11 protein-coding genes are annotated in these 21,499 nt (G+C 52.9%); 3 read left to right on the top strand and 8 right to left on the bottom strand.

What is annotated here, in order from left to right; all coding sequences use genetic code 11:
* The first annotated feature begins 42 nt into the window (after positions 1-42).
* On the top strand, positions 43-2,871 hold the full coding sequence (locus ABD949_RS24380; protein ID WP_345247927.1) for a glycoside hydrolase family 2 protein: 2,829 nt from the start codon (positions 43-45) through the stop codon (positions 2,869-2,871).
* A 21-nt stretch (positions 2,872-2,892) separates the two neighbouring features.
* Here ABD949_RS24380 and ABD949_RS24375 read toward each other — a convergent pair whose 3' ends face one another.
* From ABD949_RS24375 to ABD949_RS24365, 3 genes are read right to left on the bottom strand one after another with little or no spacing between them, the layout of a single operon-like run.
* The gene (locus ABD949_RS24375; RefSeq protein ID WP_345247925.1) at positions 2,893-4,035 is read right to left on the bottom strand and encodes a catalase family protein; all 1,143 of its coding nucleotides are present in this window, start codon (positions 4,033-4,035) and stop codon (positions 2,893-2,895) included.
* Between the two features lie 11 nt (positions 4,036-4,046).
* The gene (locus ABD949_RS24370; RefSeq protein ID WP_345247923.1) at positions 4,047-6,290 is read right to left on the bottom strand and encodes a lipoxygenase family protein; all 2,244 of its coding nucleotides are present in this window, start codon (positions 6,288-6,290) and stop codon (positions 4,047-4,049) included.
* Between the two features lie 21 nt (positions 6,291-6,311).
* Positions 6,312-11,402 (bottom strand): adenylate/guanylate cyclase domain-containing protein, encoded by a 5,091-nt coding sequence (locus tag ABD949_RS24365; RefSeq protein ID WP_345247922.1) that lies wholly within the window; start codon positions 11,400-11,402, stop codon positions 6,312-6,314.
* A gap of 542 nt (positions 11,403-11,944) precedes the next feature.
* Between ABD949_RS24365 and ABD949_RS24360 the strand changes: the two genes are divergently transcribed.
* Complete coding sequence (locus tag ABD949_RS24360) at positions 11,945-13,456, top strand: alpha/beta hydrolase (protein WP_345247921.1); 1,512 nt, start codon at positions 11,945-11,947, stop codon at positions 13,454-13,456.
* A gap of 297 nt (positions 13,457-13,753) precedes the next feature.
* Positions 13,754-14,011: a GlsB/YeaQ/YmgE family stress response membrane protein gene (locus ABD949_RS24355; RefSeq protein WP_345247920.1), complete on the top strand. Its 258-nt coding sequence runs from the start codon at positions 13,754-13,756 to the stop codon at positions 14,009-14,011.
* Positions 14,012-14,089: 78 nt separating this feature from the next.
* Here the strand turns inward: ABD949_RS24355 and ABD949_RS24350 are convergent, their stop codons facing one another.
* The 5 genes from ABD949_RS24350 to ABD949_RS24330 all read right to left on the bottom strand — a co-directional run bounded on the left by ABD949_RS24350 (position 14,090) and on the right by ABD949_RS24330 (position 21,461).
* Positions 14,090-16,279 (bottom strand): hypothetical protein, encoded by a 2,190-nt coding sequence (locus ABD949_RS24350; RefSeq protein WP_345247919.1) that lies wholly within the window; start codon positions 16,277-16,279, stop codon positions 14,090-14,092.
* Between the two features lie 41 nt (positions 16,280-16,320).
* Entirely contained in the window at positions 16,321-16,944 is a 624-nt protein-coding gene (locus ABD949_RS24345; protein WP_345247918.1) for a TetR/AcrR family transcriptional regulator, read from the bottom strand.
* A 52-nt stretch (positions 16,945-16,996) separates the two neighbouring features.
* Positions 16,997-17,374, bottom strand: a complete 378-nt coding sequence (locus ABD949_RS24340) for a hypothetical protein (RefSeq protein ID WP_345247916.1) — start codon at positions 17,372-17,374, stop codon at positions 16,997-16,999.
* 216 nt (positions 17,375-17,590) lie between these two features.
* A complete protein-coding gene (locus tag ABD949_RS24335) occupies positions 17,591-17,971 on the bottom strand; it encodes a hypothetical protein (protein WP_345247914.1) in 381 nt (126 codons plus the stop codon).
* A gap of 40 nt (positions 17,972-18,011) precedes the next feature.
* Positions 18,012-21,461 carry a ThuA domain-containing protein gene (locus ABD949_RS24330; RefSeq protein ID WP_345247912.1) on the bottom strand — a complete coding sequence of 1,150 codons (3,450 nt, stop codon included), beginning with the start codon at positions 21,459-21,461 and terminating at the stop codon, positions 18,012-18,014.
* Positions 21,462-21,499 lie beyond the last annotated feature (38 nt).

The raw sequence follows: 21,499 nt of genomic DNA, 5'->3' as shown, positions 1-21,499 counted from the left end.
CCGGTCAAAACGCTTTACTAAACAGATACACCTTAACTACCTATGCGTTTCAGAACCCTGCGGTCTTCGCTCTTTTTTCTTCTCATACTATTGCCCTGGCTGGGACAAGGCCAGTCGCCAGCTACGCAGTCCACACCATCCATTCCGTTGCCCGAACATCCCCGACCTGATTTCGAACGCACCAACTGGCTTAACCTGAACGGGGCCTGGTCATTCCGCTTCGACCCGAAAGACCAGGGACTACAGCAGCGCTGGTTTGCCGGTACGCAGCCGTTTCCGCTTTCCATCAATGTACCGTTTCCCTGGGGCGCTCCGCTGTCGGGCGTAAAAGACGAAGCCGATATTGCCTGGTACCAGCGCAGCATTACGGTGCCGGCCAACTGGAAAGGCCAGCGGGTGTTTGTGACCATCGGTGCCAGCGACTGGCTGACAACCGTGTGGCTCGACGGGCAGGAACTAGGAAAACATCAGGGTGGTTATACACCCTTCTCGTTTGAACTGACACGGTTTCTGAAGCCAGGGCAGCCGCAGAAACTGGTGGTGCGGGTCGACGACAAACGGCGCGACTTTACCCTCTACGGCAAGCAGGGGTACGGCAACGCCCGCGGCATCTGGCAAACCATTTATCTCGAAAGCCGGGGTGATGCCTACCTCGACGCGCTGCATTTTACGCCCGATATCGACAACAACCGGGTGCGGGTAACCGCCTACCTGCCCGAAGCCGCTCAGAAAGAGCTGAAGCTGAACCTGCGCATCAACGGGAATAATAACCCGATTACAGCCACGCAGAACATACCCAAAGGCCAGCGACAGGTAGCGTTTGAGGTCGCGATCCCCAACGCCAGGCGCTGGACGCTGGATGATCCATACCTGCATACGGTAGAAGCCCGGCTGAGTGGGGGTACGACCGACGATGTGCTGAAAAGCTATTTCGGTATGCGCAAAATTTCGGTGATGGATATGCCGGGTACCAGTATTCCGTATGTAGCCCTTAACAACCAGCCGATCTACCTGCAACTGGCCCTAGATCAGTCGTACCATCCCGAAGGGTACTACACGTTCCCGAGCGACGCCTTTATGCGTAACGAAATCCTGATGGCCCGCCAAATTGGACTGAACGGTATCCGTACCCACATTAAAGCCGATGTGCCGCGCAAGCTGTACTGGGCCGACAAACTGGGTGTGCTGGTCATGGCCGACCTTCCCAATAGCTGGGGACAGCCCGACGAGCCGATGCAGAAAGAGTCGGAATATACCTTGCGGGAGATGATCAAACGGGATTACAACCACCCGGCCATTTTTTCCTGGATCACCTTTAACGAAACCTGGGGACTTACCACAAAGCAGAAGAAGGCCAACGGTAAGGATACGGCTGTTTACACGCCCGAAACGCAGAAGTGGGTGGCCTCGGTGTACCGGCTGGCGAAGTCGCTGGATGGCTCCCGAATTGTGGAGGATAATTCCATCTGCTGCGGTCGCGGCCACACCGAAACCGACCTGAACTCCTGGCACGAATACCTGCCCGGCTATGCCTGGGAAGAATACCTGGCTAAACTGACGAAGAATATCTATCCCGGCTCTACCGCCAATCTCGAAAAGGGATACAAACAGGGCCGTCAGCCCAACATCAATTCCGAGTTCGGTAATGTGTGGGGCTACGAAGGCAGCACCGGCGATGTGGACTATACATATGATTACCACCGCGCCATCAACACCTTCCGCAAGTACCCGCAGGTGGCCGGCTGGCTCTACACCGAGCACCACGACGTGATCAATGAATGGAACGGCTACTGGCGCTACGACCGCACTGAGAAGCTTACCGGCCTCGATGAACTGGTGCCCGGCATGAGCCTGCTCGATTTTCACGCGCCACTTTATATCTCGACAGGGCAGGATATTACCCGCACCGTAAAGCCCGGCACTACGGCCGCTGTGCCTCTGTTTGCTTCCTTCATGACGGGGCGTACCGACTTAGGCAATTCTATGGTGGTGAGTGCCAAACTCTACGGATGGGATGCGCTGGGGCAGGAAAAGACCTGGTGGTCGTCGGATAAGGACATACCGTATCAGCCGTGGATGCAGCGGGCACTGGATTCGCTGCGGGTGCCGATTCCTAATGAGAAATCGGTGGCCATACTGGCGCTGCAACTGAAAGACCGCAGTGGTACGGTTCACCACCGCAACTTCATGACGTTTGTCGTTGATGCGCCGGCTCCCACTGAACTGGCGCTGACCGATGGCCGCAAATCCCGGCTGGTAAGGTTTCCGGCGGCTTCGTTTAAAGATGCTAAATGGAGCCAGAAGCAATGGAATGTGCTGGATGGCAAGAAGGTAAACGGTGCCGGCACCGGCTACTTTGAATACCGCGTAGCTGTACCCAAAGACATTAATCTGGCCAATGTAGCTATGGCCTCGCTGGTGATGGAAGCGGGTGCCAAGCAGTTGTTCGGCAAAGACATGGGTGGCGGAAAGATTGACGGGGACTATATGCTCGGCAAAGGCACCGCCGATCCCAGCCGTAACCCCAATTCGTACCCGCAAACGGATCAGACCCGCTTCCCCAGCGCCGTCACCGTCTGGGTCAACGGCGAAAACAGCGGCCGCTACGACCTGCCCGACGATCCCGGCGACCACCGGGGTATCCTCTCCTGGCACGCGCAGCCGCAGAACCGCAAACTCAACGAAGCCGGCTCGTACGGCTACCGGGTAAGTGTACCCATTGCCGCCGAAGCCCTGCGCAAAGCCGCCCAAACCGGCGAACTGGTGATCCGCCTGGCCGTGGACGACAGCCTGCCCGGCGGCTTAGCCATCTACGGTGCCGACTTCGGCCGCTACCCCATTGACCCGACCGTTGTGCTGGTGCTGAAGTAGGAGCCACCAGGATGGTGGCTCCTACTGGGGCTTACTTCTGCGGACTTTAGCCCAGTCAGACGAATTGCGGTCGTCATCGTTGGGAATGGCGGGGGGAAGGCCAAATACCTTGTACGACAGCAGCCGCGCTTTGCGGGCTATCTCCGAATGGGCCCGCAGGTAGTTGAGGGAGTTATAATCATACACCGATTTTGCCGGAAGTACCCCCAGCGTTTTGGGCATGTTGTTAATGGAAAAGGTGGTGAGGGTACTCTCGTTCCAGTCCAGTGGTTTGTGAATGTCAATAACGGCAAGGTCTTTCCAGGGGTAAATGGTATCATTCCAGGGAACCATATTGTTGAAGATCTCGGGGTCCTCATCGTCGGTGGCTATCCGCGTCTGGATCAGCATCAGGTATTTGGCGCCCTGGGTGTGTACCCGGTGCTCGTATTCATACTTCAGGTAGTTGCGGCCTCTGGTTTCGTGGGGGAGTATGCGCTGGTTGCAGGTATCTACCTCACTGGGATTGGTATTAATGCCCGTTTCGGGCTCGTTGTCAAAGGGCCGCACCCGATATTTCGCATAGCGTTTTACGCCGTCTTTTCCGATAAAGAGAAACGGTGTTTTGCAGTAATACCGAAGGTTATGGTAGGAGCTGGGGTCCCGGCGGAGGGAGATCTGGGCTCCTTTCAGGCCTTCCGGATACTTGCGGTAGTACTCCTGGTACTCGACGCCCCATTTTTCTTTCCGCAGGGCGGCAAATTTGAGAAAACTTTTTGCTGACCAGAACAGGCTATACTCGCCGGTATTCATTTCAATATCAAAAGGGCTGCGGAACCGGTGGTCCGAAAATTTGATCGACATACTCCGGATGCAGTTCATGGCATCGTCGAGGAAGGTGGCGCACGCGTGCCGGACGCGGACGGGGAAGATACGTCCCGCTTCGAAAAATTCATGGTCGGGGAATTCCGGATCATCGACAATCCGGACGGTGCCCGACCCCGCTACGCCGTTGTTATGCGACATGCGCTCGCGCTTGGGAAAGCTCAGGAAAACCGCCAGACCAAGCCCGAACATACGGGCTGTAAACCATAGAATCGTTTTATCGATCACCGCTCTGATCCAGTTTCGGATAATGCGCCAGATGGTTAGTGTATTTTGGGGTATAGGTATCGCCGTGTTCATGATGGCTGCGATTAGATGTTGGTTCTTGATTCAATATCGTCGACGTTGACGCCTAATTTGGCGAAGGCTTCTTTCTTTGCCAGCAGCATCCGGCTGAATACCGGGTTGATGTCGCCTTCTTCATCCCGGGTGATAAAGCCGTACTCGGTGCGGGAGAGCAGGTTGCTGAACCACATCATCTGCGTGCTGCGGGTGAGGTCAGGGGCAATGCTGAGGTCCGATTCCGGTGCCATCACGCCGGACACTTTATCGCCAAACCGCAGGCCAAGACAACTGTAGAGAACTTCCCCAATATCTTCGTACTGGTGCTCATTCACCCAGGTGTGCATGAACGTGGCCATCATAATGATATACCGGCAGGCATCCTTCAGGTTCTGCATATCTTCGGGTTTGAGCGGATCATACTCGGGTGAGGTAGTAATGGGCGAGAGCGCTTTTACTTCACCGTTGATCGTCATCCTAGGCAGGCTGGTATCCAGGCGGTATTGCGCGGCATAGTATTCCAACCGCTTCTGTTCGTGGTCGCGCTCCTCTGGCGACAATTTATCCAGGTCTACGGTAGCATGATACAGGGGGACGCCATGTTCCAGCAACTCGGTTGAAAAGCGGTAAACTTCAAACCAGTACGTCCGGATGCCCTCCTGATTCTTTTCAAAGAAATCTTCAATGTAGTCGCCGAGCATTTCCCAGAACAGGTTTTCGGCTTTAGCGTATTTATGCGCGTCGCTTATCGGCCGCATGGGCATCCAGCCTTTCCAGTCCTGAGCCCCCAGCAGGTCTCTGGCCCGCTGTCCGCACCCGTTGGCCGTCATAGCCGAGGCTCTGGGGATATAATCGTTGATCAGGATCTTATCGGCGGTATGGTCGATTAGCACTACCTCTTTCAGGTGAGGCAGCAGCAGACACGCCACCGGGCTAAGCCGCAGGTTCCGGTAAGCAGCAATGGCGTATTGTTCGGTATTCAGGTGGGTGGCCGTCAGGTGTTCATCCAGTTCGGTACATAAGCCGCCGTTCACCCTGGCTACCCGCTTGGCCTGTAGCCACTTTTCGCCGTCGGCCGGGGTAAACACATGCTTCTGCCAGGGATCTTTGTTGAAGGCATTCAGCGGTCCGGTCAGGTGAATCTCCACGGGCGTGGGCAGTCCGTTGGATTTGAGCTTAAACTTAATCTCAGCGGTTGGGAAGGCATATTCGTCGTTTACTTCGTAATTGCAGGCCCCGAAATATTTCACCCAGTAATGATCTTTCTCCGCTTTGTCGGGCAGGAAATGGGCCGCGTTCATGCCGTTCATCATGCGCTGCCCGAACCAGTGGTCGCTCCGCGTATAGCCGGGCAGCTTTTTCTCAATACAGCCGGTCAGGTTCAGTGGGTAGTCGTTCTGGATTTCCTGCAGGGTGATGGTTTCCGGGGCCAGTTCGATCTGGTCGAGGTGCTTCACTTTGGTTAGTTCAACGGGCATCATCTGCTCGTACATGGCATCGGTGCGGCCCTGGCTGTAATACTGTGGGGCGTCCCAGTCGTGGTCCTTAATGACGACCCGTGGTACCGGCGTTTCGGTCCGGTATTCCCAGTAAAATAGCTGAATGGTCCGTAAGTTATAAGACATACCAACCAGGTCCGACTTAGGGATTCTGGTCACCTGAAACAGCGCATAATTGGAAACCGGCTCGTCGCCTTTAAAATAAATATGGGTGGTCTGGTAAATTTCAAACTGAACCTTACGGTTTTTCCAGCTCCGGGCTGTCCGCAGATCGAACGGCAGGCTAAAGTAACCATCCTGATCGGTCAGGCCGGCGCTGAGCTTCCGCCATTGCCACCACCAGGTACGGGCCCAGAATTCTACCCGCATGTTGTGGATCGGCACGTGCAGGTCGCCCCGTTTGGCAAACGTAATCCGCCCGACCAACTGGCTGTCCATATGGTGGCCGTAGATCTTGTCCCGGCGCGGAAACAGTTTCTTTTTTAGCTGCTGCCACCAGTCGCGGATGGCTTTGTACTGCACATAAAGCCACTCGGCCAGGATCAAAAAGGGATTGGAGATGATTTTCGAGCGGCCGACCTCCAGGTGATTAATGCTTTTCAGCCTGGGGGTAAAGAAGCCTCCTCCGTAGCGGTAGCCGATCTTTGTTTTCTCGTAACATTCCTGGCAGATTTTCTCCGCCGGCGTTTCATCAAACGCAATAACAACCGGCGGATTCGGTCTTTGGGGAATGTCGATGATGACCGGGATGTCTTTTTTTTCTTTGGTAGCCATGGGCGAAGAGGGGGTAAGGGTCTAAACGTTTGTATTCAGCGCATCTTCTACAAAGTACATTCTTATATTTCCTTTATTCTTGGCGGGAACTTCGCCCCGGAAGGAGCAATTGAACCGGTGCCGGATCAGTTCGTAGGTATCGCCGGAAATATTTACCTTACCCGGCTCCCCGCTCGACTCCATCCGGCTGGCGGTGTTTACCGTGTCGCCCCAGATGTCGTAGGCAAACTTTTTGGAACCGACTACTCCCGCTACCACCGGTCCGGTATGCAGCCCGATACGAATGTCGAAGTAAGGCAGTCCCTGAGCTTTCCGGCTCTCCTTGTTTTGCTCAATCCACCGCTGAATTTCCAGCGCTGCCTTGACCACGTCTTCGGGATGGGTCGAATTGGGTACCGGCAGGCCACCGACGCACATGTAGGCATCCCCAATTGTTTTTATTTTCTCGATGCCGTATTTCTCAATGATTTCGTCGAAGGCGCCGAAGCAGGTATCGACTTCCGTTACCAGTTGTTCCGGATTCAGCTTTTCGGCGACCATGGTGAAGCCCTTAAAGTCGGTAAACATAACGGTAACGCTTTCAAACTTGCGCGGCAGGGTACGGCCGTTGCGCTTCAGTTCCTCCGCCGTCTCAACGGGCAGGATGTTGTACAGCAGGTCGTCGGATTTCTTTTTCTCGGCCGTTAGTTCGACGGTGCGGTCCCTGACTTTCTGCTCCATCTGGTCGTACAGAATAGCGTTGTCGATGGAGACGGCGATCTGGCCGGAGAGCAGCGAGAGCAGGTCAATCCGCTCCTGGGTGAAGGCTCCGGTGGTCAGGTTGTTTTCGAGGTAAAGAATACCGATAAACTTGCCCTGGTTGACAATAGGCAGACACAGCATCGATTGCGGCTGGTGCTGAACAACATAAGGGTCTTTCTCCCAGCGGCTGTCTGTACTGGCGTTATGAATGACCACACTCTGCCCGGTTCGCCGGACGTACTTTACCACCGTTTCGGCCAGCAGGCCAGAATCCAGAACCGGAATGCTTTGCAGAATGGCGGCTTCTTCGCCGGCCCCGTGGGTCTGGGCTTCAATGTACAGCCCGCCTTCTTTCTCCAGCAACAGCATACCCTGCTGGGCTCCTGCGTTTTCGATGACGATCTCCATAAGCTTCCGCAGCAGTTTGGGCAGCATAATCATCCCCGAGATGGTGGTGGCCGCTTTCAGTACCGTCGACATATCGAGCATGGTACCGTGTACCATAGAGGTGGTGGTACCCATCGTGGTGGTTTGCCCCAGACTGCCGGCGGTTCGGTTAACGCCGGATACGTACTTGGGATACGTCTGCTCCAGATGACGGAGTTTGGCTTCGGCACCCCATTCCCGGTAAGCGTTGTAAGCCGCTTTCATGTAGAACTCCGTCAGGTCTTCCGACTTGAGTTCGAGGTAGCACCGGCCGGCCAGTTCGTAGCCCAGGGCTTCTTCGTGGATGTAGTCGTTCCTGGAGGCTCCTTCAATGGCTTTATCGTACATCAGCCGGGCATCGGCCGAGCGGCCCAGGACCCGCAGCCGCTCGGCTTCCATGAGGTGGTGCTTGTGCAGATAGTTCTCGGGCGCGTCTTTGGCCCATTTCTTCATCTGCTTCATGTTTTTCTGCACCCGACTCATGTACCGGCGCTGGTCGGCCGGGCCGGCTTTCGGGTAGAGTGCCAGCAGGGTCAGGGCCTCGTAGAAGTGATGGTTCGGAATCTCAAACTTGGCCAGCACGGCGTCCAGCAGCTTGCGCGATTCTTCGGCATACTGAGCGGCCCGACCGTAGTCGTGGAAGTAATAGGAGAGAATGAGTTTGTTGAAGTGGATGAAGAAGGTACCGGTCTTGTCTTTGCGCTCGGTATTCTGCTTCATCATCCTATCTTCATCGTAAGCCTCGCCGGTGAGCTTCAGCGGGTCGGCCGACTTGCCCATGAAGTTGAGCATGGGCTGGCGGTACACTTCGTTGTAGTTGACGTTGGTCTCCTGCTTGAACTGACTAAAACTCTGGCTGTACGCCCTGGTTTCTTCTTCCAGCCGGGCCAGCCGCTTGCCGCTGAGGTATGCGTGAATGCAGTAGATGTTGGTATTGATGCAGGCAAACTCAATGGCCCCGGTTTCCATGCCGATATGGTACGACTCCTGCAGCGGCCGCAGGGTGTTATGTACGTGCTCGTTCCAGTTGACGATCAGGGCGTAGATCGGCGTATAAATCTGCGTTTTCCACTCCTTGGCGTTGAACTTCTCCAGCAGGATCAGTCCCAGCTTGCCAAACTCGTAGCCGTTTTTCATATCGCCCAATACCCCGCACATGATCACCCCATAGGTGGCAAAAGCAAACGCCGATACCGCCGTGTTGCCGTATTTGAGCGACAGGTGAACCATCCGGAAAATAACCAGCGGGAATAGGGTAGGGGTAGCCCAGTAGCTCGACGAAGCAATATCGGCCATGATGCGCATGGCGGCAATTTTGTACGGGTCCTCCATGATTGGTAGGGCCTGCAGCTTGTCGTTGTTTTTGCCCCGCAGCATGAATTTGGTCTTCACCAGATCCAGCATCACGTGAACCATCGCGGGCTTCTTCGGGAATTTCTCGCCCAACTGAGCCAGCAGCTCCAGACCGGTGTTGATGGCGTCGTGGAGTTTGTTTTCGGCCTTGTACGCCAGAATGCGGATTTCGTAGGGCTTTATTTTCTCAATCAGGTCCCGGGCGTTATCCAGCACGGTCCGGTACATCTGATCCATCGGCCCGAAGTCGCCGTTCAGGTAGGCGGCCTCAGTGGCTTCGGTGTACAGGTCGCGGCAGAGTTCGTATTGCGTATGCCAGGGATCAGCTTTGAGTAGTCTGATACCGGTTTCGAAGTACTCGAAGGCGGGTTTGAAGGCGGAGGTCTGTTTGGCCCTGATACCAGCTTTCAGGTTAAGCCGGGCGAGCAGTTCCCGGTCTTCTTCGGTCGTGACGATATCGATGCCCCAGTTCCACTGGTTCACGATGTCGAATAGCCGCTCCTCCTGCTGGTCGGCCGGAATGTTGTTGAGCAGCAGGCGGCCGATGCTGAGGTGGACGGCATTCTTCTCTGAGTCGGGGATGAGGGAGTAAACAGCCTGCTGAATGCGGTCGTGCGAGAAGCGGAGGTTATCGCCGGCGGGCACAATCAGGCCTTCGGAGAGAGCCGGGTAAAGGTCTTCTTTGGTCTGCAACGGATCTTTCTGGTGGATCACCGACAGCGTATCCAGGTCGAAGCTATTGCCGATGCAGGCGGCCAGTTTCATGGCCTGCTGCGTTTCCGGTTCCAGCTTCCGGATTTTACCGGCCATCAGGGCCACCACGTTGTCGGTGATGTTTTGCTCCCTGACCTTTTGCAGGTTCCAGGTCCATTGTTTTTGCTCGTAGTAGAACGTCAGTAGCCCTTCCTGGTAGAGGGTCATCAGAAACTGGGTAACAAAGAAAGCGTTCCCCTGTGTTTTGGCGTACACCAGGTCGGTCAGTTCCCGGGTGGTCTGCTCTTCGGCGCCCGCTGCCCCGGCGATCAACTGGTTGACGTGCATTGCCGATAGGTTACCGATCTGGACCGTGCTGACACGGGCACCGGCCTCCTGCATCTCGCCCACCGTGATCATGAACGGGTGCGACGCACTGACCTCATTGTCCCGGTAGGCACCGATGCAAAGCAGGTAAGTACTCTCCGGGTTGGTCATCAGGACATTGAGCAGACTCAGCGAAGCCGAATCGGCCCATTGCAGGTCGTCGATGAACAGCACGATCGGATGCGCTTCGGTGGCAATGGCGGTAACCAGTTTCCGGAAAACATAATTGAAGCGGTTCTGGGCTTCGGTACCGCCGATCTCCGGCACCTCAGGCTGCTTGCCGATAATGTGCTCCAGGTTCGGAATCACATCCGTTAAGACTTTCCCCTCAGCCCCAACGGTCGCCTGAATCGTATCCCGGAGGGTGTTCAGCGTCTGCTCGTTTTCCGTCAGCAGGATATTGACAAACTCCCGAAACGCCTGAATAATGGCAAAGTAAGGCACCGACCGCTGAAACTGGTCGAACTTGCCTTCAATGAAATAGCCACGCTTCTGGGTAATCGGTTTATGCACCTCGCGCACCAGTACCGACTTACCCGTACCCGAATACCCGGCCACCAGAATCATTTCCCGGTTGCCCAGAGCGCTTCGCTCAAAGGCTTCCAGCAGGGCGTCGAGTTCCTGTCCGCGGCCGTAAAGTTTCTGTGGGATCTGGAATTTGCCGGAGAAGTCATTCTGCGCCAGCCTGAACGGGGCAATACTCCGTTTCGCCTGATACTGCGTCAGGCAGTACTCCAGGTCGTATTTTACGCCCAGGGCCGACTGGTACCGGTCTTCAGCGTTTTTGGCCAGCAGCCGGTCAATGATATCCGACAGGGAGCGGGGTACTTTAGGGTTGACCAGGTAAACAGGTTTTGGTGTCTGGGCAATGTGGCAATGCACCAGTTCCATGGCATCGTTGGCCGCAAACGGCGGCTGCCCCGTCAGCATCTCGTAAAACGTAACACCCATCGAATACAGATCGGTGCGGTAATCGACCACCCGGTTCATGCGGCCGGTCTGTTCGGGGGAGATGTAGGTCAGGGTACCTTCCAGCCGTTCGGGGTTGCCGAGGTGCTGCTGTTTCAGGTCGATTTTGGAGGAGATGCCGAAGTCGATGATCTTAACCGTGCGCTTCTGCAGGTTGACCAGGATATTGTTGGGGTTAATATCCTTGTGAATGATGTTGTTCCGGTGAATGTCGCTGATAGACTGGGCAATGGCACTGGCTATATACAGAAAATCAAGAATGTCTTCCTGCTTGCTGCGGAACGCTTCGGTCAGGGTTTGGGAGTCGACCCATTCCAGAAACATACCGTGGCGATTTTTCGCTTTGGCCCGCTTCAGTACGTTTCGGATGCCGGGCAGATTGAGGCCGCTGATGATATCATACTCATTGTAAAACTGGGATATATCGATTGGAGTCGGGAACTCGTAATTGAGGATTTTCATGACTACCGGCTGTCCCCACTCATTATCGTCTACCAGGTATATCTTTGATTTTTTGCTTTCATAAATAAGTTTCTCGGCCATAGCACTAGGAGTTTAGGAAGGTTCGCATCTGAAGCGAGGCACTAAAAAATAATAGATTCTGACTAGCCGATGGGGGGCGAGCCGGTTGCGCGGACTATCGGATAAGGTGGTAGCCTACAGCAAATTGAAGACAATATACGAATTCTTGTAACCTGGTGGTACTACGTAGGAATACCTATTAGCAAAAGGTAATAGTCAGCCCGCCATCTGCTGTCAGCTACATTTTGGGTATCGGCCTTCACCAACAGGGACGTATCAAAACCGGGTGCAGAGGCATTGGCAAAAGGATCTGGCGAGGCTTTTCAGTATTTCCCTGCCTCTAAAATTGCTAAATAAGTTTTACTGCGAATTTCTAGTGGTTTCGCGGAATAGTACAAATAAATGCAAAAAATATGATGAAACCTTCGCATATTTGCGAGGAACGGCTTATTTTAAAAGACCGATACAAAAAGACAAAGAGAATCCGAATTGAAAGACAAAATATATATAATCGGACTGTAGCCAGAACCAAAACGCGAAACGGCAATAAACCATTAATCGTCATGATGACAAAGCTTTTACTGACAACGTTTCTTTTTTTTCTGGTGGTGACTTGCGTTGGGCAGGATACCCAATACGCCGACTCGTTGCACAAGGCGTATCGGGCTGATATGAAACTTGTGAGCAATTCTTTTTCAAAAGCTTTTTATCCTGAAAGGCAGGCCATTTACGCATTACACGAACGTAAGTTTATCAACGTCATTGATTCGTTAAAACAGCCATTTATGCATGTTGTCAATAAATATGCTAAAGCATTTCAGAGAATGGACAAAAAATTTGTACCCAACGAACAAAGAGATATCGCTTACTTTTTTGACAGACTATTGTTGGACTACCCTTACTTTCACGAAAATCATACGGACAATAAAGTCCAACTATCAAAAGCTATCCAGACAAGATTAAACCGACATATACGAGATTTTAATAACCCCAACAGACTGGCAAGCAAAGATTTTCAGGGTTATGTTGAGGCTTTTTTAAGGCACCAGTCTACCAATGAAGTGAAAAAAGCGAGATACCGAAAATCGGACAACAAACGACTCGATGCCTACCTGACGTTAATTCCGAAGTATTTTACAAACCAGCTGTGTAACGATTACTGGCAGTATCATTACCTGTTGGCTCACCTGGATAACTGGGGAAGCAAAAATACTGACAGGGCAGTACGGTCATTTTTGGCTACTTGCAAAAATGCCTCTTACCGCAAAACGATTGACAGTATTTATACCGAAGCTGCAAGTTCTTATAAGGGACATTTGATTGCAGCGTACAAAACAGTCGACAGTTATACCCTTGATCTTCACATTTTTCTTCCAGATACCGCGTATCAAAAAACGGAAAGGCCAGCCATGGTTTATTTTAGTGGGGGCAGCTGGACCGAGGGTACGCCCGAATGGGATTTTTACAATTGCGCAACCTATGCCAGGAGAGGCTGGGTTGCTGTTGCTGTAGAATACAGAGTGGCCGACAGGCATGAAACCACTCCGTTTGAGGCAGTAAAAGATGCCCGAAGCGCAATACGCTGGCTGCGCATGAATGCGGCTGCGTATAACATCGACACCAATCGGATTGTAGCCTCGGGAAATTCGGCCGGTGGGCATTTGGTACTAACGACGGCTTTGGCAACAGAAGTAAATGAACGGACCGATAACTTTACGTTTAGCGCTACACCAAACCTGCTGCTGGTAAATGCTGGTGTGTATGATTTATATACCCAGAGTAGTACGGATTGGATAAGAAAAGGGCTTGCCGATAAAAACGTAGTAAAACAAATATCTCCTCAGCATCTGCTACGAAACGGACTACCGCCGATGCTGATACTCCATGGCACCAATGATCAAAGCGTTGCGTATGCTTCAGCCACAGCGTTTGCCGCAGCGATGAAAAATTCAGGTAACGAATTTGAATTTCACCCAATTGAAAGTGCTCCTCATTATATATGGTATGACAGACGCTTTTCCGGAAAAGTGGCCACTTTGCGAAAAGACTTTTTAGCCAAATATGGCTATGAGTAAGTTCCGGCGTTTACCGCAGCGTTAAGGTCAGCTACTCATCACAACCACAAAATCGACCTGTCTGGGGGTTCTTTGCAGCAGAATTGGGGAATCCTGCCACATTTCCTCATGATTATTTGTTGATGCTCTTTTTATTAGGGGCTGATTATCAGTTAGTTTTCTCTGATTGGCTTTTTGGCATTATGTTCGCTATTTAGTTGGCAGGCGAAAGCCATTTTGGATCAGGGATACGCTACAGGTGTAGCACTTGCAATAAATTAAGCATAAGTACACATTACTCAACTTTTGAAAAACGTTATGGAAATCTTAGTAACAATTCTGGTAGGTGCCATTGCCGGTTGGCTGGCCGACCTCGTGTTTAAGCGCTTCTCGCTCTCTCTGCTTACAGAGATCATTTTGGGTATCGTTGGTGCCTTTATCGGTGGCTGGATCTTTGGAAATGCTTTTGACACCGGTGCCGGTGGCATTCTGGACCGTATCCTGACTGCTTTTGTGGGTGCCTGTATTGTGTTAGGTATCGCAGCCCTGATCAAGGGATCGAGACGCACTGTGTAAGATTATCGAGATAAACATGTATGAAAAAGGGCCGGCAATGTGTCGGCCCTTTTTCGTTATGGGTGCTCACTAGGTTGATTACTTCACCACCACCCGCACCCGGTCAAGGTTCTGTATACGGGTATAGGGTGTTTTAGTATTTCCCTGTCGTTGCGCGGCTACCCGCAGCGTGGGGAAATAGGTGCCGGGTTTGGAGAACGTGTAGGTGGTTTTTAGCGTAACACGGGACCCTGTTTTATCGGTAGGGGTGAAGGTACCGGCAACCGGGTAAACCGTGGAGTTCTCAAAATTCCAGCCGGACAGCTTGCCGATGTCTTCCGGAAGACCCTCGAAATTCCAGGCAGTTGCAACGACCTTACCCCTATTTTTTGGTACTTCCACTTCGGCCGTAAAGGTGACGGATTGGCCTACGTTCACATCGGCGCGTTTGCCGCCGTTGGCTTTCACCGTTACAACGGGTTGTATACCGTTGCGCTCATCGGCGGCCTGCGGAACTATCACCTGCCCGTCCACGATTTTGTAGCTGGTGGTAGCGGCCGGCGCAATGCCTTTTTCAACCCACGCACTCAGGTCAAGCAGGGCCTGTTGCAGTACCCCCAGGTAGCTAACGGTGCGGGTTGGGTCATCCTCGATGGATACATCACCGTGCAGGGCGTGGTCGGTGTACCAAAGTCGGAAGTTATCGTTTATACGCTCCCCCAGGTTCTCTTTGACTTTGGAGCGATACCAGTCGGCCTGCCACGCAAAGGCTTCCCGGTCCCAAAGCGATTCCAGCAGAATCATCTTCCCTTTGAACTTACCCGTCGGCAAGACACCAGCGGCCCCCCGCGTAAACAGCGGTCCGAGCAACATGGGCCGCTGGGGGTATATGGGTTTACCAGTACTATCCCGGAACTGATCGTACACATAGTATTCCTTACCGGGTATCTGGTGCCGGTGGTAAGTTTGAACCGCCAGAAAATTAGAGTTATCCACCTGTACGTCGTCCCCCGGCTTAACCAGGGCGAGCACGGTAGGATCAACGGGACCCAGCACCACGTTATTCCCGGCAATTTTGGTGATCTGCAGCGTTTTACCGGCAGCGGCACCACTCTTAATGATTAGGTCTCCACCCAGAAAATCAGTATTGGCGGTCCCGCGATCGGGCAGCATATCGGTAAGTTGAAAGGCAACGGGCATCCCGCCTTCAACCCCACCCATGGCCTTCCAGGCAGCGTCGGCCGTGCCCCGCTCGGTTGGCGACATAGGCTTCGTTAATCCCAGATTGACGGCCTCGTCAATAGAAATGCCCGCTTTGATCTTGTTTGGCTGTTGGATACGGGCCTTTAGCAGCGAAGCCGGCGGATTGGCTCCCAGGTAACCGGGAACCTTCCAGAAGTCTTCAGTAAAGTATTTTTGATCGGCCCGGACCACTCCCTGATACAGCACCAGAAAACCATGAATACCCATGTTCTTGTATCCGAACCAGGCTTTCGGCGGAAAGCCCATGCGGGTTACCTCCTGCAGGGCCTCCTTTTCTTCGGCGTTCAGTCCGGCGTACATGTCGCCACTACCGCCCGGCTCCAGGGCATCAATAATCTGCGGAAACTTGTCTTTCAACACCCGCATGGCGTGCATCCGGACCGTGAACACGTTGGGGATCGCCATCGGTGAACCTAATACATACGGCACAACGCCATCCCATACGCCTTCGGTATTTTCGATGCTGCCAACGGTCCGATAAGCACCTCCGCTGCCCCCAAAGGCATAGCCATACGGACGCTTACCAGCGTAGATCTGCAAGGCTACGATTCTGGAGAACTCCGCGGCAGCCGCATTCACCCGGTAGGCCCCAATGGTAGGGTCTTTCGATTCTGGTCTGGCAAAGTCTACTCGCCCGCCCCCGTTAGTTTCAATGAAATAAGAGCCGTGGGTAACCGCAAAGCCAATTTTGTCTTCTTCGCCGGAGGCACCCTGTGACAGGGTTTCATTATCGGGGAAAGGGGTAATGTATTGAAAAAAGCGGCCCTGGTATTGTTCTTTCGGGGGGAAGTAAAAAGAGAAACGGGCGTTTATGTTCCTGAAGCCACCGTGTACGTATCGATGACGAACGGGTTTATCCCGCCACTCATCTACATCCACATAAGGTTCTTTAAATAGCGTGTCTTTGGTGGTGAACTTCTTCGCCAGGTCGCTGCTCAACCTGGGTAAATTGGTTTGTGCCTGACCGAGGGTAACATTAGCAACCCACAAACAAAGCAAGACGGTGCAAACGAGGGGAGCGCGCATTGAGTGATGATATAATCTTGGAAGCAATCGTTAATTCAGTGTCAGGCGTTCACTACCGCTTTGGCTGGCTGCAGGGTTCGGATATGCTCATCCAAAGCCTTCATGCCCTCCTCCGTGCAAAGGCCCCGGATGTAATTGGCTGTTGTATTCAACAGCAAATCGGTAGCCGACAAGTGAAAGCGATTATAGACCTCTGACCGCACTGCCGCCCGGTGAAGCGTTAGTATACTTTGTAGAGCAACCTCCGGAAGGATGTCGGGTCGGAAGGCACCCTGTTCGATGCCGCAATGAATAATGGACAGAAAGTGCTGTTCGAATCGTTTGCCGATAGCCTGCTCTACTTTTTTTTCCAGTTCCGGGTAGTAGCGGTGAAGATCCTGGTAGAAAACCTGATTGATTGTGTACTCGGTTTCCACGGCTATCTGCCAGACATCAAAAAATAGAGAGGCCACGTTTTGCTCATTCGGCAGATTTAGCAGCATTTCGTACTGCCTGTTGTGGTAGAGGTAGAGGACCTCCTCCAGTAACTCCTCTTTGTTTGTGAAGTATTTATAAATGGTTTTGGTGGAAATGCCCAGCCAGTCGACGAGCTTCTGGTTAGACATCTCCCGAATCCCATGCTTCAGAAACAACTTCAGCGATTTTTCTAAAATTTCTTCTTTCATACCGCCTTGTTTATCCACCAGCTTTTGCACCTTGATAAAAAGTGCTTCCGGACTATTTAACCCGTTTGGCGGTCGCGTCAAAATTGAACACCATACCTTTCAGGGTATCATTATCTACTTTAGCCAGATCCATGGCCATTTCACCACCTTGTGACGACTCAAAGTAAATAATCAGCTTCGTCGTACTCTCCTCCACTCTCAGGATTTGAAGACTACCGTTGGCAGGGTCAGCCTTATCAACCAGTTTCCCGGTGAGTTTGCCGTCAGTACGTACCAGGTCTGTTTGAAAGACAACATCTCCTCGGGGTGAGCCTAAAATGGTGATCTCCCATTTACCGGCGTAGAAGTCAGTAGAAGTAGAGTTCTGTGAAAAACCGGTGAAGGCAACGCCCAGCAGCAGAACAAAGAAAAGGATACTTACTTTTTTCATGATACACATGGATTGAAGTGAAAATGAACAGAATGGCTTATTCAGGAAATTTTTTTGATGCTAAAAATTTCCTACAAAGGAAATGGAAATTATTTTAATAAAAAAAGTTTCCATTGTAAAATCTTCGCCACTTCAATCTGGCTGAGAGCATACGTGTTCAATAAAAAAGGTGGTGACCAGTCACCACCTCCCGTGAAGCTTTGCAAATGTATTTTCTTATTCTTTCACGCGCTTGGCAGTGGCGTCAAACATACCCAACAGTGAGCCTTTCAGATCATCGTCAGTTGCCTTCTCTAAAGCAATGTTTACGTCGTAGCCCTGAGCGCTGAAGTAGATAGTAATCTTGTTGGCTTCTTCCTCGATTTTCTCGATGGGAATCGCTTCCGTCATTTTGCCGGTCGGGTCTTTCAGTTCACCGGTCAGCTTACCGTCCTTCCGGGTCAGATCGGTTACAAATTTGGCGTCGCCATTGGGTGTTCCGGTTACGGTAATCTCCCATTTTCCGGCGAAGAAGTCAGCCAGCGTAGTTGTTTGTGAAATGCCGTTGAATGCCACACCCAGCAGCAGAACAAAGAAAAAGAAGCTTACTTTTTTCATGATTGACAGAATGAATTATAAACGTGAACAATTAGATTAGTTACTGTGCCCCGCCGTTCAGGACGAATTCGGTACCCATTACCACCATCAGGCTGCCGAGCGGCTCTTTGGGGTTGACAAAGATAATGTAGACATCACGGGGCTTGCCCTCAGCTGAAGCCGGCAACTTAATGGGCACCGCTAACGGGGATGGGGTAAAGCTCATTTTATCAGAAGCTTCCAGGAAGGCTGACTCCCCAACCAGCGGACCGGTCGGACTATCCAGACGTACTTCCACTTTACCCCCTTTGGCATTCAGTTGCGGTTTGGGGGCTGTAGCCATCACGCGCACTTCGCTGATACCGGTTAAATCGACTTGTTTAATGCCCATATAAGCGCCGGACTTAGCCGGAATGGCCAGGTTGTTGCCGCCGTACGCCATTTTGTTGACGTTGTCGTAGGTGTCATACCCATGCACATCCACTTTGGCGTTGCGCAACACGTAGGTCTGTTCTGACCGGAGTGAAGGCAATCCATTGGCACCTTTATCTTCATAAGAGGCCCGTACAATGTACACTCCTTTACCCTTGTCGCCCGCCGGCAGGTTAGCTGTATAGGTGCCCTTTACCGGTAATGAAGTGCCCGCAGTGGCTTCGCCCGATGCGCTGAGGATGTACTTGACCATTTCGGCGGCATCGGCGGTGGAGAGCTGTGGGTGTGCCGACATCGGTGTTTCGCCCCAGACGCCACCTCCTCCCGAGATTATTTTTTTGGTCAATCGTTCCAGCGCCGAAGCATCACCCTTGTACTTTCCGGATACATCTGCGTAGGCCGGGCCAATGGACTTTTTGGTCATACTATGGCACGCTTTGCAATCACTGGCTTCGATTAGTTTTTTACCCGTCGCTAACAAGGCACCCGCATCCGCTGAGCGGTGTCCCTGGGCAATGGCGATCTGGTCGTAGCCTTCCGCCAGGTAATCGATGCTAACGGCTACCCGCTCCGGAGTTATGCCTTTATCCAGTGTACCGTCTTCCTTATCGCTTACCTTGACGCTATACGGAAACGCTTTTCCGACCGTATAAAACGATTTATTATGGCCCGCCATATCCACCGTCAACACGGGCGGTTCGTTACCCACGCTAATGTCCATCGATTGCGACGCAATGCCGCCTTTGCCGTCGCTCACCGTCAGAGTCGCTTTGTAAAGTCCCTTGTTAGTCAGCGTAAGGTTGGCGTCAGGCGTATTAACGACCTTGGTGAAGCCGTTCCTGGATGTAACTTTCCAGAAGTAGGTCAGCGCATCGCCATCGGCGTCGGTTGTGCCCTGAGCGGTCAATTTCAGATTGAGGGGGGCCGAGCCGCCCAGTTTATTAGCTGCTATCTGCAGCTGCGGTTTGCGGTTGCCGCCATTGTATTCGATGCGAATCAGCCGGGCGTCGTCGTTGGCCGTGAACCAGCCTGAGCCGTATTCCAGCATATACAGGTCGCCGTTATCGGCAAACTCCATATCCATCGGGTTGCTGAATTTATAGCTCGGCATAAACCGCTCCATCGACTGGTAGTTACCGGTCTTATCCATCGTCACTGCCATCGCCCAGCCGCGCATCCAGTCGTAGGTCAGCAGCTTGCCGTCGTAGTAATTCGGGAAGGCGTTCGTTGCATTTTTGAATGCATCGGCGTAGAAAACCGGACCAGCCATGGCGTTGCGGCCACCGGCACCCACCAGCGGGAATTCTGGTGAGCCATCGTACGGATACCAGATGAACGCCTTCTGCGCCGGGGGCAATACCTTCAGACCTGTGTTGTTGGGGGAGGTATTGGTCGGCGCGTTGGCATCCCACTTTTCCCCGATTTGATTTGTTGTAAAGTCGAACTTGTTATAGGCTTTGTTGTCGCCCACAAAATGCGGCCAGCCGAAGTTGCCGGCTTTCCGGGCCTGTCCTACTTCGTCGTGACCGGCCGGGCCGCGGTTCGGGTCGGGTTTGGCGGCATCAGGCCCCACTTCACCCCAGTACACATAGCCGGTCTTCTGGTCTACGGAGATTCGGAAGGGGTTACGGTGTCCCATGGTGTAGATTTCAGGACGAGTTTGGTCGGTGCCTTTCGGAAAAAGGTTGCCATTCGGAATGGTGTAGGTACCGTCCGGCTGTGGCTTGATGCGGATGATCTTACCGCGCAGGTCGTTGGTATTGGCAGACGACTTCTGGGCATCCCAGGCGCTGCGGCCTTCGCGCTCATCGCTGGGGCTAAAGCCGTTGGAGCCGTGGGGGTTGGTGTTATCGCCCGTCGATAGGTACAGGTTACCCTGACGGTCCCAGGCAATGGAGCCGCCCGTATGGCAGCACTCCTCACGCTGGGTGGCTACGTCCAGTATCTCCTTCTTAGATGACAGCACCAGCTCATCACCTGTCAGCTCAAAGCGCGCCAGGACGTTTTTAGAAGCATTGGGGTCTGAGTAATATAGGTAAATCCAGTGGTTCTGCGCAAAGTTGGGGTCTTTGCTCAGGCCCAGCAGCCCATCTTCACCCATCGACTCTTTGCCTTCCTTGCTGACGTATTTGATATTGACGGGCAGTTTGGCAATGGTCTTCAACTCCTTTGTTTTGGTGTTATACAGCCGCACCTCGCCTTTGCGCTGGATGAACAGAATGCGTCCGTCGCCGAGTACGCTCAACTCCATCGGCTCGTCCAGTTTCTCGGCCAGTACTACTTTGCTGAACCGGTTCTCTTCGGGCCGGGCTTTGGAATAATCCAGCGGTTTGGGGGCATCGCCACCGGTGGTATACTGGATACCCGCCCAGAGGTGATTCAGAAACAGGGGCTCCGCAAAAGTCTCATCGGTATGCCCCATGGCGGTGTAGAACGAGCGGCCGCCGTCGAACGCCTGATACCAGCTCATAGGGTGGTTGGCTCCATTCTTACCGCCGGTATAGCTCTTTTCGTCGATGGTCAGCACGACGTTGATTTTGGGCGAAATATCCTTAAAGCTGTAAAACTCATCGGTCCGCTCAAACTCATCGGACATGCCTTTGGTCGCCCAGTGATTTTTCATTGCCACGATAAATTTGCCCTTCTGGACATTATTGGGGTTGGGGTGGTCCAGGAAATAGGCCCCCGCCAGTTGACCGTACCAGGGCCACTCGTACTCAGTATCGGTAGCCGCGTGAATACCCACATAGCCGCCACCCGCCTGGATGTAGCGCTCGAAGGCCGTTTGCTGCTCCGGGTTCAGAATGTCGCCCGTGGTGTTCAGGAAGACAATCGTGTTGTACTTCTTCAGATTGGCGTCACTGAACTGCGTGGCGTCTTCGGTAAAGTTTACTACAAACCCCTTGTCGGTAGCCATCCTGGCCAGGGCCTTTTTGCCGGCTTCGATGGACTGGTGACGGAAAGCCGCCGTTTTGCTAAACACCAGCAGGTTGATTTTAGGAGACTGGGCAAAGGCAGCCTGTGCAAGAAACCAGAAACCTGCGAACAGGACGCTGATTCTGAGAGAGTTTTTAGACATCCAGGTTAGGTATGTTGCGATTGATAAGCAAAGGTAAA

Source organism: Nibrella saemangeumensis (genome assembly GCF_039541915.1).
Classification (GTDB): Bacteria; Bacteroidota; Bacteroidia; order Cytophagales; family Spirosomataceae; genus Nibrella; species Nibrella saemangeumensis.
This window is presented reverse-complemented; position numbering and strand designations above follow the sequence as displayed.

Coding starts and splice junctions, on each gene's coding strand:
- ABD949_RS24360 (WP_345247921.1), top strand. CDS start 11,945: ATGATGACAAAGCTTTTACTGACAACGTTTCTTTTTTTTCTGGTGGTG.
- ABD949_RS24345 (WP_345247918.1), bottom strand. CDS start 16,944: ATGAAAGAAGAAATTTTAGAAAAATCGCTGAAGTTGTTTCTGAAGCAT.
- ABD949_RS24375 (WP_345247925.1), bottom strand. CDS start 4,035: ATGAACACGGCGATACCTATACCCCAAAATACACTAACCATCTGGCGC.
- ABD949_RS24355 (WP_345247920.1), top strand. CDS start 13,754: ATGGAAATCTTAGTAACAATTCTGGTAGGTGCCATTGCCGGTTGGCTG.
- ABD949_RS24380 (WP_345247927.1), top strand. CDS start 43: ATGCGTTTCAGAACCCTGCGGTCTTCGCTCTTTTTTCTTCTCATACTA.
- ABD949_RS24340 (WP_345247916.1), bottom strand. CDS start 17,374: ATGAAAAAAGTAAGTATCCTTTTCTTTGTTCTGCTGCTGGGCGTTGCC.
- ABD949_RS24350 (WP_345247919.1), bottom strand. CDS start 16,279: ATGCGCGCTCCCCTCGTTTGCACCGTCTTGCTTTGTTTGTGGGTTGCT.
- ABD949_RS24335 (WP_345247914.1), bottom strand. CDS start 17,971: ATGAAAAAAGTAAGCTTCTTTTTCTTTGTTCTGCTGCTGGGTGTGGCA.
- ABD949_RS24365 (WP_345247922.1), bottom strand. CDS start 11,402: ATGGCCGAGAAACTTATTTATGAAAGCAAAAAATCAAAGATATACCTG.
- ABD949_RS24370 (WP_345247923.1), bottom strand. CDS start 6,290: ATGGCTACCAAAGAAAAAAAAGACATCCCGGTCATCATCGACATTCCC.
- ABD949_RS24330 (WP_345247912.1), bottom strand. CDS start 21,461: ATGTCTAAAAACTCTCTCAGAATCAGCGTCCTGTTCGCAGGTTTCTGG.